Genomic DNA, 13012 nt, shown 5'->3' on the forward strand with positions numbered 1-13012 from the left:
TCCTCCTAACCTCCTCCCATAGGGAGGAGGAACTTCAAATATCAAAGTGGCATTCACTCCACCTTTAACAATTCCACATAATCCCTAAAACAATCCTCATGTTCTAACTGAAAGCCCATTTCCTTCATTCGCGTTACATAAATCCGTTTACCCGTTTGTTTTTGGCTTTGTAAAACCAGTTCAGGTAAATTCAACTGCCGTTGAAACCATAGAATGATTTCATGCAGAGCAATCGGCTGATTATTGCTACAAATATAAGATTTTTCAGGATGTTCCACGTGAATCAATTGTGCAAGAAAGTGCGCCAGATCATCGATATGAATTCGGTTTGACCAATGCATATTGGCATAGCTTTTAGTGCTCTCAGCCAGCTTGATCATTCTGGCGACAGAAGTGCCATAAATCCCTGTAGGGCGAATCACCACACAGCGCTCTGGAAATGCCTGCTGATAAAGCTGCTCCATTTTCCAGAGTAATCGGCCCTGCTCATCCACAGGACGAATAGCAGATTCATCATCAATGCACTCCCCGGCATTTTCACCATAAACACGGGTCGAGGACACCACGACAATTCTTTGCACCGGATGCAGCTTTAAAGCATGCACAATCGGTGCGACAGTATCGACATAAGTCTGTTGATAGCCTTCTACCGTGCTTTGTGATGGCGACAGCAAAATATAGACCCAATCTATGGGCGTGATCTGAGTTAAATTAAGCTGATGTACATCCTGAATCAGATGATTTGCATAGACATCAGTTTTCGGACTTTGGCTGATTGTGGTAATTTGGTGCCCTTGCTGAAATAATTGTTTAGCAACCCGGGTAGATGTTTTACCATAACCTATAAATAATATATGCATTAAGCACCTGATGAATTAACTCAAGTTGAGGGGACATGGCTGCAGTCCATCAATTGCAAGGGGTAGGAACTGCCTCTGCTGCATTACTGGAAAAACTGAATATCTTTAGCACAGATGATTTACTGTTTCATCTGCCGCGTGATTATGAAGATCGTAGCACGATCATCCCCATGAACCAATTGTCCGTGGGGCGTAGCTATTTGCTGGAAGGAATCGTTAAAGGGGTCGATTTTCCGCCAGGTAAGCGTAAATCCATGGCGATCCAGCTACAGGATGATTTTGGCAAAGTCACCTTACGTTTTTATCATGTCTATAAAGCCCTGACTGACCATGCCAAAGTCGGTAATCGCTTGCGCATTTTTGGTGAAGTTCGCGTGGGTGCACGTGGTCTGGAACTGTATCATCCTGAAATCCAGCTGATTACCGAACACACGCCGTTGCCGAAAACCCAGCTCACCGCGATTTATCCTGCAACCGATGGCCTAACCCAGCCAAAACTGCGTGAATATGTCAGACAGGCATTGAAACAGCACAGTGATGGTCTACCGGAATTATTGCCGGAAAAATTCACCAATGGTTATGCGCTAAAACAGGCATTGGAATATATTCATGAACCGCCATTAAATGCGAACATGTTACAACTGGCACAAGGTTCTCATCCGGCACAGCAGCGCCTGATTTTTGAAGAACTGGTTGCCCATCAAATTAGTCTGCTTACACGGCGTGCCTATATCCAGCAGATCGAAGCGCCCTCCTTCACGGCCAGTAAAAATTTTGCCAAACAACTCTTAGCCGGCTTGCCCTTTAGCCTGACTGGTGCGCAAAAACGGGTCTCCAAAGAAATTGTGCAGGACTTAAAACAAAACAAGCCGATGCTGCGTCTGGTTCAGGGCGATGTCGGCGCAGGTAAAACTTTGGTTGCAGGAGTTGCAGCCTGTCATGCCTTGGAAGAAGGCTGGCAAGTAGCACTGATGGCACCGACAGAAATTTTGGCTGAACAGCATTATTTAAATTTTAAAAAATGGTTTGAACCACTAGGCCTAACCGTGTCCTGGCTTTCAGGCAAACAAAAAGGTAAAGCGCGCACAGCAGCAGAACAAACAATTAAAGAAGGCACCGCAAATTTAGTGATCGGTACTCATGCCCTGTTTCAGGAAAATGTTGAATTTGCCAAACTTGGTCTGGTGATTATTGATGAACAGCATCGCTTTGGGGTCGATCAACGACTGGCACTTCGTAATAAAGGTGCCAACAACATGACACCGCATCAACTGGTGATGACCGCGACACCTATTCCACGTACGCTGGCGATGTCGGCTTATGGCGATCTGGATACTTCGGTGATTGATGAACTGCCGCCCGGTCGTACCCCGATTCAAACCGTGACCATTCCTTTGGATCGCCGTGAAGAAGTGCTTCAGCGTATTACCACCAACTGTGCTGAAGGCAAACAGGCTTACTGGGTCTGTACCCTGGTGGAACAATCGGAAACCCTGGATGCACAGGCTGCTGAAGCGACTTATCAGGAAATTAAACAGCGCTTTCCACAGCTCAACATTGGCTTGGTACACGGCAAAATGAAAGCTGATGAAAAACAGTCGGTGATGCAACAATTTAAAGATAATCAGCTGCAACTACTGATTGCCACCACAGTAATTGAAGTAGGTGTGGATGTGCCGAATGCATCCATTATGGTAATTGAAAATGCCGAACGCTTAGGACTTTCGCAGTTACATCAGCTGCGTGGTCGCGTTGGTCGTGGAGCAACCGCCAGTTTCTGTGCCCTGCTGTATAAAAACCCACTGTCGCAAAATGGACAGGAACGGCTACGCATCATGCGCGAAACCAATGACGGTTTTATCATTGCCGAAAAGGATCTGGAAATTCGTGGTCCGGGTGAGTTGCTGGGCACCAAACAAACTGGGGATATGGGCTTTCGCGTGGCCAAACTGGAACGCGATGATCATCTGCTCAATCAGGCGCACTACGTCGCACAGCAAATTTTGAAAGACTATCCGGAAAATGCCGATGCCTTGTTAAAACGCTGGCTGCCTGAAGCGCCGCGCTATGCCTATGTGTAAAAAATAATTTTAAATAACAGGCTCAGTCAGTTATTGATTATGCCGTGAGCAGCATGGATGCTGCCACTATCGCACTTAAATACCTGCTATGCAAAATTAATATTCAATAAAAAGAAGAAGAAAATATGCTGCAATTTATTCAACCATTCATGCACAAAGCCATCCAACGTTTTTCCCCTTGCATACTCTGTGGCATAGACCATCAACGTCATCATTCAGTCTGTACAGATTGCTGGCAGAAATTACCGTGGTTTAAAAATGTGGTTCAACGACAAGAAATGAATATTCAGGTCGCCTGTCATTATGACTATCCGATGGATCGCATCATTCAAAAATTCAAATATGAACAACAGCTACATTTTCAGCAATTGCTTGCAGGAGCTTTAATCCAACTTCGAATTCCCAAAATCCAAGCGATTGTCCCGATGCCCATTTCCCATCAGCGTTTGGCAGAACGTGGCTATAACCAGTCATTGGTGGTTGCGAAACTCTTGGCAAAACAGCTGAATATTCCAGTCTGGCAACCGGTGTCCCGGCTGGCCCAACATTCGCAAAAAGGCATGAGCCGGATAGAACGCCTGGATCAGATCGAGCAGCAATTCGTGATTGCAGCACGGCCTAAAATTCGTTACCGCAAAGTGCTGATGCTGGATGATGTAGTTACGACTGGCAGTTCACTACATGCCTTAAAAACCAAGTTAGACGAATTAGGCTGTCAGCAAATCTATGCCGCCTGTATAGCCAGTGCAGAGCCATAAAACCAAGAGGACATATCCCAGATCCCGATTTTAGCTTGAGCTATGCAGGCATAATACAGGAGGCAGATATAAGTCAGAAAGTCGTTGTCCTGATCAGGAAATAATGGCTTTGGCTGTTAAAAACTGCTTTACCCAAGGCATCACAATTTGCGTGGTCAGTGGTGCAAGTGGCGTACTCTGATCATCCAGACTTACCCACTTCATCTCAGCAATTTCAGCAGAAATATTTGGTGTACCCGCTAAAGTCACATAATAAACATAGCTGACAAGCTGATGATCCGGCTCATTGGCTGTTGCTGTTTCAAAGCGACCGACAAATTGCTCAATCGAGGCCCGACAGCCTATTTCTTCCTGAATTTCACGCAGCATGGTGTCTTCAGGTGGCTCATTCGGTTCCAGCTTGCCCCCTACCTGCATAAAGCAGGAAGTATTACGTTTACGCACCACTAAAAGTTGCTGTTGATCATTTAAAATAATGGCCGCTGCGACAGTAATGATTTTCATGCATGTTTCACCAAGACTTCCTGATCCACCACCATTCCCCATTTCGGTTGTGGCGCTCGAAAAGCGTCAAATTGTTGCAAAATATCTTCAATGGAATCCGAAGCAATCATACTGTCTGCAAAACGTGGCTGGGTAAAACCTTTTACTGTGGTCAACTGAATAAATTTCAGCAAATCATCGTAAAATCCGGCCACATTTAAAAATGCACAGGGCTTTAAATGAATACCGAGCTGTGACCAGGTCCATTGCTCAAAAATCTCTTCCAGCGTACCTGCACCGCCCGGTAAGGCAATAAAGGCATCAGAAAGTTCCGACATCCTGGTTTTGCGTTCATGCATATTGGCCACCACATGCAATTCGGTTAAATGCGGATGAGCCAGCTCATGATCCACCAACACCCTTGGGATTACCCCAATGACTTTGCCACCTGCCTGTAAAGCACTATCGGCCACCACCCCCATCAGACCTGAACGTCCACCCCCATAAACCAGGGTTTTCCCTTGCTGGGCGATGGTTCGCCCCATTTTTTGCGCGGTATCTAAAAAAATCGAGTCGGTGCCTAAAGCTGAGCCACAAAAAATTGCGATCGATTTCGTCATTGTTTCAGCCTGTTTTGCAGATGTCATATTAATAAAGTAAATTTTCAGGAGATTTTTTAATAAAAAAGCGATTGAATCAGTGTTTTTATTCAATTCCTTGTCTAAAATACACCCATCAATTCACCTATACTGCGCAGGGAAAAGACAGCATGCTTGAAGCCTTTTACGCCACAGAGCGCGGTAGTTTGGAAGATGCCACCATCAATGGTGGTTTTGATCTCCACCCGGATTTAGTGTGGATCGATCTCATTGCCCCATCACAAGAAGAACAACAATGGGTCTTAGATGCTTATGAGCAAAATTTACCGACGCTAAAATCCTTGGAGGATATTTCTTCATCGGCACGATTCTACCGTGATGATGACGGTATTTTACATATCAGTACCTATTTTTTGACGAAAAATAAAAATTTTCAGGTCGATGGCGAAACCGATGACAACTCGAGCATTTTAGCAACCGTGCAAACGGTGGCTTTTATTCTACATAAACAACACCTGTTTACCCTGCGCGGTGAAAAACTGGTGGCCTTCCGTGCTTTCCGTGCCCGTGCCCGTCGTAACGACTATGAAATTGACTACAAAGACCCGACCTGGGTTTTGCTCGGTTTACTGGAAGCCAAACTGGATGAACTTGCGGATATCCTGGAAGATATCCACAAAGACCTGGAAAAATATTCCACAGAAGTGTTGAACAACCGCCATCGTGAACAAATTCTCGATCTGGATGACATGATTACCCGTCTGGCACAATTGGAAGATATGCTCGGAAAGGCACAGTTGTGTTTAATCGATTTACGTCGGGTACTGACTTTCTTGTCGCGTCCGCGTGCTTTAGGCAGTCATATTTATGATGCCGATATTCGAGAACTCAGTGAAGATGTGCGATCTCTGGTAGAACATGATGCCTTCCTGTTCCAGAAGGTTCGATTTTTACTCGACACCACCTCCGGATTCATTAATACCGAACAGAACGATACCATCCGTCGCTTCTCGATCTTGCCAAGCATGCTCGCACCACCGATGCTGGTTGCCAGTATCTATGGCATGAATACCGATGTGCTGCCATTTGCCCGAGGGGCGACCAGTTTTATTATGGTCGGCATTATTTTAGTGGCCTTCTTTATTGGACCACTGATCTATTTCCGCTGGAAGAAATGGATTTGAGCAAGCTTTGAAGCACTGCTTCAAAGCGAAGCGCAAGAAACGCACTTATTTTGATGGTTGTCTTCAATTTCCACGCCTTAGGAAAAGTGAGAAGTATGTAAGCTATGGATATAAAAAAGCACCTTCCGGTGCTTTTTTATTGGTTTAGCCAATCAGCTGCAGATCATCTTGCAAATGACAGGCCTGAATGATTTTCATCATTTTCTCAGGCACTGCTTTAAATTGCAGACCCTGAGCTTTCGGGGTCTGACGTAACCAGCGCACCAGTACTGCCAGTGCCAGCGTACTGCCCTGTTCCAGCTGTGCCAGATTGACCACCACAGGAAACTGATGCTGCGATTGAATCAGTTTTAAACCTTGCTGGTAATAGTCCTCTGCATTGGCATAATCTATTTTGCCGGAAACCTGCAATTCCTGATGAATGAATTGAATCACTGAACACCCTTCCCGGTTATTTTTTATCTACAGATGCATCGGGTTCAAAGTTCGCAATAGCTTTATCGATATTGCCACCATTACGTTTTACCGTTGCAGCAAACTGATTACGGAACTGTAAACCTAAATCAATACCAGCCACATTGATATTACGTACTTTCCATTGATTGCCTTTATCCACCAACTGGAAAGATACAGGGGTTTTTTCACCTTTGTTGTTGAAATCAATCGTGACCACAGGATTTTTGCTATTTGTTTCTTTATATGGACGCAGGCTATAAGTCTGGTTGGTATATTTAACAAAAGCTGTACCGTAATTTTCGATTAAAGTTTCACGAAAATTGTGTTCAAACTTGGCACGCTGAGCAGCCGTACTGTACTGATTGGTGGCATAGGTTCCCATGACCAGACGGGTAAAGGCTTGTGAATCAATATAAGGATCAAGATTTTGACGCACAATCGCTTTCACCGCAGCAGGATTGTTTTGCAATTTTCCTTGATCCGCTTTTAAACGAGCAACCAGACCATCTGCTACTTTTTTAACAAAAGCCGGTGGCGTTTCAGTCGGTGCTGCAAATGCAGTACTTGCGATCATTGTTGATAAAACACTTATGCCAAGTGTATGTTTAAGTAAGGTATTCACGAAATTCTCCTCTCAAAATTATTCAACAAATGAAGTTTGCGCATCTTCTGTTGATTCAGTTGATGTTTTTTCTTCTGCCGCCTTAGCTGATGACTTGCCTGCACCACCAGTAATAAATTTACTGATTAAATCTTCAAGATCCATCGTACCTTGGGTATTGGCAATGCTTTCACCACGTTTGACATAGTTCAGACCACCACCTGGAACAACTTTCAAATATTTTTCGCCCAATAAACCGTTGGTTGCAACCATAATATAAGCATCTTCATCGATACTAGTGATGGAGTTCATGTTATCAGCCAGTTGCTTTTCCATTTCTTTTTGTTTCGCAGGAGCTGCTTCACTGTATTCTGTGCTATAGCGCAATTCTTCCAAAGCATTGGCTTTAACCTTTTTCAGCTGTTCTTTATTGAAAGACGTTAACTTGCCATCCAGCTCAAAATGCACCGTTGCCAAACGTGATACCGGATCAAGGGTAATATCCGTGACACGACCAATGGTCACGCCACTCATGGTGACTTTGGCACGCGGTTTTAGGCCATTCACATTGTCAAAACTTGCGGTCATGTTGTAGCTGTCACGCAGGTTTGTTCCCACCAAGCCACTCACTTTCATAGCCAAGAAAAATAAGGCAATACCTGTAAGAATGACAAAAATACCTACGGCCAGCTCACTTGCACGTGATTTCATTAAACACCTCCAAACATGACCGCAGTCAACACAAAATCAGAACCCAAAACACACAATGAGGAATACACTACTGTTCGCGTAGTCGATGTTGCAATTCCTTCCGACGTTGGCACACAGGCATAGCCCTGATAGACTGCAATCCATGTGCAAATTAATGCAAAAACCAAGCTTTTAATAATGGTGCCGTTGAAAATATCTTTATAGAACTGCACGCTATTTTGCATCCCGCTCCAGAAGGAACCTTCATCTACCCCTAAAAAATCGACCCCAACCATTTTACCGCCCATGATACCAATGGCACCAAAAATGATTGATAACATCGGCAGACTAACAATACCGGCCCATAAACGAGGAGAAACGATACGTTTCAGCGGATCGACCCCAATCATTTCCATACTGGCCAGCTGCTCTGTGGCTTTCATCAAGCCTATTTCAGCCGTTAAAGCCGAACCGGCACGCCCTGCAAACAATAATGCCGCCACGACAGGAGCCAACTCTCTTAACAGGGTTAAAGACACCATTGTGCCAAGCATGGCTTCCGAGCCGATATTGACCAAAATGGAATAGCCTTGTAAACCAAGTACTAAACCAATGAACAAACCCGATACGGCAATAATCAATAAAGACATCACACCAATACGGTACATTTGATAAAGAAACAGTTTGACCCCGAGCCAGGTCGGCATGGAAAACAGGATTTGCAGCAACATCTGGGTTGCCACACCTATACCCTGAACACGTTCAATGACGCGTCTACCTAATGAGGCAATAGCATTCATGAACGCACCTCATCACTTAAATAAGCCTTATGACTAAACTGATAATCGACAGGACCTTCAGCAGCCCCGGTTAAGAACTGACGGACAAATGCCGATTCATGCTGCATTAATTCAGCCGGCGTGCCCTCGCCCTGAATAACCCCTTCCGCAATAATATAAATGTAATCGGCAATGGATAAGGTTTCTCCCACATCGTGCGACACAATAATCGTGGTTAAATCCAGTGCTTCACGCAAGGTACGAATTAAACGGGCAAGTACCCCTTTTACAATCGGGTCTTGGCCGGCAAAAGGTTCATCGTACATGATCAGTTCCGGATCTAGCGCAATCGCACGGGCCAAAGCCACACGACGATTCATCCCGCCAGACAATTCTGCAGGCATCAACTTTTCAGTACCGCGTAAGCCCACCGCCTCCAGTTTAAGTGCTACCAGCTCAGCAATCAGATGTTCAGAAAGTTGAGTATGCGCACGTAAAGGAAAAGCCACATTTTCATAGACACTCATATCGGTAAACAGAGCACCGCTTTGGAACAGCATGCCCATACGGGCACGTGCAGCAAATAATTCCTGACGTGACATATCTGCAATATTTTGGCCATCTAACAGAATTTTACCGTGCTCAGGCGTCAACTGACCACCAATCAGACGGAGCAAAGTAGTTTTACCGGTACCTGAAGGCCCCATAATCGCGGTAATCTGGCCACGTCGAATTTTTAAACTGACATTATCGAAAATGACACGTTTCCCTCGTTTAAAGCTCAAGTCATGGACTTCAATCCAAGATTGAGCTTGCTGAGGTATTTGATTATTCATAGCTGAGGGTTTTCCTGCATTTTTTTCAGCATGCATACTATAAAGGATTCGGGTTTAAAATGTTACCTTTAGATAAAAAGCAACCAATTTACCATAATTTTTATTTTTTAATTGTAGTGCAGCTATTTTAACTAACAGGATGCTGAATTATTGAAAAGAATTATAGATATAGTATGCAATATTGCATAGTAATAAAATCAAACCAATATAAGGCATAATCACCTCTTGATTAAAATTCCATACATAATGATGAGATTCATTATTCATATTTAACAGAATGAAAATAAAATATGACTTAGTATACATTTTTATTCGATAAGGTCAAAGATTAGTCTCATAAAAAAACCGGTGTTTCCACCGGTTTTTTACTATCAAAATCTAACGTTTTTAGTCGTTAAATTTACGACGTGGGCGATCTTCACCAAAACTGCGTTTAGGACGATCTTCGCCAAAGTTACGTTGCGGACGGTCGCCAAAATCACGCTTAGGACGGTCGCCGAAGCTGCGTTGTGGACGGTCACCAGTAAATTCGCGACGTGGACGATCTGCGCCTTCACGAGCTGGTTTATAATCTACGCGGTTACCACGGTTGTCATCGTTAGAACGCGGTTTGTCACCAAAGCTGCGTTGCGGACGATCACCATAACCACCTTCACGACGTGGAGCTGGACGATCACCGAAATCACGTTGTGGACGATCACCGAAATCACGTTTTGGACGATCATCGAAAGAACGTTGTGGACGGTCGCCAAAACCACCTTCACGACGTGGAGCTGGACGATCACCGAAATCACGTTTAGGACGGTCATCAAAAGAGCGTTGTGGACGGTCGCCATAACCACCTTCACGACGTGGAGCTGGACGATCACCGAAGTCACGACGTGGACGATCTTCTCCACCAAATGCTGGACGTTCGCCACGTGGTTTGTCATCGTAGCTACGACGTGGACGATCATCACCGCCTTCACGACGTTTGAAGTTGCTTTCGCCTTCAAAACGACTACGACCACCGCCATCACGACCACGACCGCCGCCAAAACCGCCACGACCACGACCACCGCCGTCACGACCACGACCACCGCCATCACGACTACCGCGTGCAGGAGGTGGAGATGGCTCAAGACCTTCAATTTCAGATACATTTAAACGTGCATCTAGGAAGTCTTCTAAAGCACGGATCTTGCCGCGTTCACGGTAAGTAGCAAGAGTAATTGCTTTACCTGTACGACCAGCACGGCCAGTACGACCAATACGGTGTACATAGTCTTCGTTCTTCATAGGAAGACCGAAGTTAATTACGTGTGAAATTGTTGGTACGTCAAGACCACGAGCAGCCACGTCAGTTGCAACTAGGATTTTTGCACGACCTTCACGGATGCTACGTAAACGACGGTTACGAACAGTTTGTGGCATAGCACCATGAAGCGCTACAACTGATAAACCTGCTTCAGCAAGTTCTTCAGCCAACATATCTGTATCTTCTTGAGTTGACGCAAATACTACTGCTTGATCAACGTCTTCTTCGTTTAACCAGTGAGTAAGTAATTTTTTCTTGTGTTCAAAGCCATCAGTCCAGTGCAAAGTCTGAGTGATGTCAGTGTTTGTAGAGTGACCAGTTTCGATCGAGATACGCATTGGATCATTCATCATGCGTTCAGCAAGCGTAATGATACGTGGTGCAAAAGTCGCAGAGAACATAAGTGTTTGCTTGCGGTTTGCAGCCAAGTCACCAATTGCTTCTAGGTCTTCAGAGAAACCCAGGTCAAGCATACGGTCAGCTTCATCGACAATTAATGAGTCAACTTTATCAAGTTTGATTTGACGACGGTTAACCAAGTCAAGTAAACGACCTGGAGTCGCTACAACCACTTGTGCGCCTTTTAACTGCTGGATTTGTTTACCAAAAGGCATACCACCCATGATCGCAGCAACACGAACACCTTTCATGTGACGTACAAGTGCAATCGCATCTTGACATACTTGTTGTGCTAACTCACGAGTAGGAGAAATCACTAAAATGGATGGTTGAGTAACCGCTTTCATACGCTCTTTAAACGGTACGAAAGTTTCTTGATTTGCAAGCGCATTCAAAGTTGGAAGCAAGAATGCAGCAGTTTTACCAGAACCCGTTTGGCTTGATACTAAAAGGTCTTTACCTTCAAGTGCAGCAGGAATCGCTTGTTCTTGTACAGGAGTTGGCGTAGTAAAGCCTAAACCTTCAAGAGCCTGTGTTAATGACTCATCGAGGGAAAAATCAGCAAAAGTTTTGCTCATAGAGAGTATTCACCCTGAAGTGGGTGCTCCATTTAATAAATTACAATATGGACATCGGCAAAAAGCGGCACAGCAATTAGAGCTGAAAATATAAGAATTCAGCAGCGATCCGAATAACGACGATGTGGATATAACGCACGCATGATTACGGCCGCAAACCTGAAGGAATCGCTTAAGCGATTGGGGCGCGAAGGATATGTCCTCTCTATGGACAGGACGCGCATACAATGATTAGAAGATAATGTTCAGGTAAAGAACGGAAATTTAAGTGCGTGGCGGCATAATAACAGAATCATTTTAAAAAGTAATCATTTTTTTCGATCGAATTGTGCATAAATACTGTTTTTTTCAGTAACAGCCTATTTTACAACTCAATTTTGTTTAATTTTCAAACAATCCATATTGTAACCTTTTCGTACTGAATAACAATGTGCTCAAACCTTGATCCACGGGTATTTTCAGTAAATCACGAATTTTATTCGAGAATAAAAAAAGCCCTCACAAGGAGAGCTTTTTCTTTGTCATATCACTCGATTCAATCGATCTTACTTGGCTGCTTCACCCCAAGCTGGAACAACAGCTTGCATTAAAGGTTTGAGCATTTTCATAGAGCAAGCAAGTACTTGACCATTTTCCATAGAATCGGCACCACCACGCGCATCCACTACAGTACCACCCGCTTCTTTCACGATTAACTCGCCTGCAGCGATATCCCAAGGTTTCAGCCCCAGTTCAAAATAACCATCTAAACGACCTGCAGCAACATAAGCCAAATCTAATGCAGCAGAACCTGCACGACGGTATTGTGCACCCGCTTCAGTCACGTTTAATAATGAATTGAAATGGTTTTTCGCATAAGAAATCACTTCACCGTTACGTTTCGCACGGTAAGCATGACCTACGGCAAGGAAAGTATTTTGCAGGCTGTCTTTGACATTTACGCGAATACGGCGTTGGTTCAACATTGCACCGCGACCACGACTTGCAGAGAATAACTCGTCTTTCACAGGATCATAAATGACACCGTGTTGAGTTACACCTTTGTGCTGAACAGCAATAGAAATACAGAAATGCGGGAAACCGTTAATGAAGTTTAAAGTCCCATCAAGCGGATCGATCACCCAACACCAGTCGGCGTCGTGACCTTTACCTTCTTGCAGACCGAACTCTTCACCAAGGAAGCTGTGGTTTTTATAGCTTTTACGTAGAGTATCGATAGTCAATTGTTCCAAATAACGGTCTACACGCGTTACCGGACCATCAATCCCTTTTTCTTCGACTTGTAGATCGAGTTTATGACGATTCTGATGCGCTTTTAAAAGCTCTTGACCAACTAATTGAGCCGCACGCGCAGCCATCACCACCATAGGTTCCATTGAACACCCACTACAAATTTGAAGATATTGATAAA

13 protein-coding genes are annotated in these 13012 nt (G+C 44.4%); 3 read left to right on the top strand and 10 right to left on the bottom strand.

What is annotated here, in order from left to right:
• Nucleotides 1–53 precede the first annotated feature (53 nt).
• The gene (locus WAE57_RS08920) at nt 54–860 is read right to left on the bottom strand and encodes an NAD-dependent epimerase/dehydratase family protein (protein WP_337710155.1); all 807 of its coding nucleotides are present in this window, start codon (nt 858–860) and stop codon (nt 54–56) included.
• 35 nt (nt 861–895) lie between these two features.
• Between WAE57_RS08920 and recG the strand changes: the two genes are divergently transcribed.
• The gene (recG, locus tag WAE57_RS08925; protein WP_337710157.1) at nt 896–2941 is read left to right on the top strand and encodes an ATP-dependent DNA helicase RecG; all 2046 of its coding nucleotides are present in this window, start codon (nt 896–898) and stop codon (nt 2939–2941) included.
• Nucleotides 2942–3066: 125 nt separating this feature from the next.
• A complete protein-coding gene (locus WAE57_RS08930; RefSeq protein ID WP_337710159.1) occupies nt 3067–3699 on the top strand; it encodes a phosphoribosyltransferase family protein in 633 nt (210 codons plus the stop codon).
• Between the two features lie 93 nt (nt 3700–3792).
• Here the strand turns inward: WAE57_RS08930 and WAE57_RS08935 are convergent, their stop codons facing one another.
• Nucleotides 3793–4203 carry an NUDIX domain-containing protein gene (locus WAE57_RS08935; RefSeq protein WP_337710161.1) on the bottom strand — a complete coding sequence of 137 codons (411 nt, stop codon included), beginning with the start codon at nt 4201–4203 and terminating at the stop codon, nt 3793–3795.
• A complete protein-coding gene (locus tag WAE57_RS08940) occupies nt 4200–4802 on the bottom strand; it encodes a TIGR00730 family Rossman fold protein (RefSeq protein ID WP_337710163.1) in 603 nt (200 codons plus the stop codon). Before WAE57_RS08940 ends, WAE57_RS08935 begins: the two co-directional genes overlap by 4 nt.
• Nucleotides 4803–4951: 149 nt before the next feature.
• On the opposite strand from WAE57_RS08940, the gene WAE57_RS08945 reads away from it, so the two are divergent.
• Entirely contained in the window at nt 4952–5965 is a 1014-nt protein-coding gene (locus tag WAE57_RS08945; protein ID WP_086174477.1) for a CorA family divalent cation transporter, read from the top strand.
• Between the two features lie 144 nt (nt 5966–6109).
• Here the strand turns inward: WAE57_RS08945 and WAE57_RS08950 are convergent, their stop codons facing one another.
• From WAE57_RS08950 to WAE57_RS08980, 7 genes are all read right to left on the bottom strand, one after another.
• Nucleotides 6110–6400 carry an STAS domain-containing protein gene (locus WAE57_RS08950; protein ID WP_237787095.1) on the bottom strand — a complete coding sequence of 97 codons (291 nt, stop codon included), beginning with the start codon at nt 6398–6400 and terminating at the stop codon, nt 6110–6112.
• 16 nt (nt 6401–6416) lie between these two features.
• Nucleotides 6417–7043: an ABC transporter substrate-binding protein gene (locus WAE57_RS08955; RefSeq protein ID WP_086174479.1), complete on the bottom strand. Its 627-nt coding sequence runs from the start codon at nt 7041–7043 to the stop codon at nt 6417–6419.
• A gap of 18 nt (nt 7044–7061) precedes the next feature.
• Complete coding sequence (locus WAE57_RS08960; RefSeq protein ID WP_337710168.1) at nt 7062–7733, bottom strand: outer membrane lipid asymmetry maintenance protein MlaD; 672 nt, start codon at nt 7731–7733, stop codon at nt 7062–7064.
• Entirely contained in the window at nt 7733–8512 is a 780-nt protein-coding gene (mlaE, locus tag WAE57_RS08965) for a lipid asymmetry maintenance ABC transporter permease subunit MlaE (RefSeq protein ID WP_086174481.1), read from the bottom strand. Before mlaE ends, WAE57_RS08960 begins: the two co-directional genes overlap by 1 nt.
• Nucleotides 8509–9327, bottom strand: a complete 819-nt coding sequence (locus WAE57_RS08970) for an ABC transporter ATP-binding protein (protein ID WP_337710170.1) — start codon at nt 9325–9327, stop codon at nt 8509–8511. Before WAE57_RS08970 ends, mlaE begins: the two co-directional genes overlap by 4 nt.
• 387 nt (nt 9328–9714) lie before the next feature.
• Nucleotides 9715–11601 carry a DEAD/DEAH box helicase gene (locus WAE57_RS08975; protein WP_337710172.1) on the bottom strand — a complete coding sequence of 629 codons (1887 nt, stop codon included), beginning with the start codon at nt 11599–11601 and terminating at the stop codon, nt 9715–9717.
• Nucleotides 11602–12146: 545 nt separating this feature from the next.
• Complete coding sequence (locus WAE57_RS08980; protein ID WP_086174483.1) at nt 12147–12977, bottom strand: inositol monophosphatase family protein; 831 nt, start codon at nt 12975–12977, stop codon at nt 12147–12149.
• Nucleotides 12978–13012 lie beyond the last annotated feature (35 nt).

The sequence above is a fragment of the Acinetobacter sp. NS-4 genome, from assembly GCF_037402435.1.
Taxonomy (GTDB): domain Bacteria; phylum Pseudomonadota; class Gammaproteobacteria; order Pseudomonadales; family Moraxellaceae; genus Acinetobacter.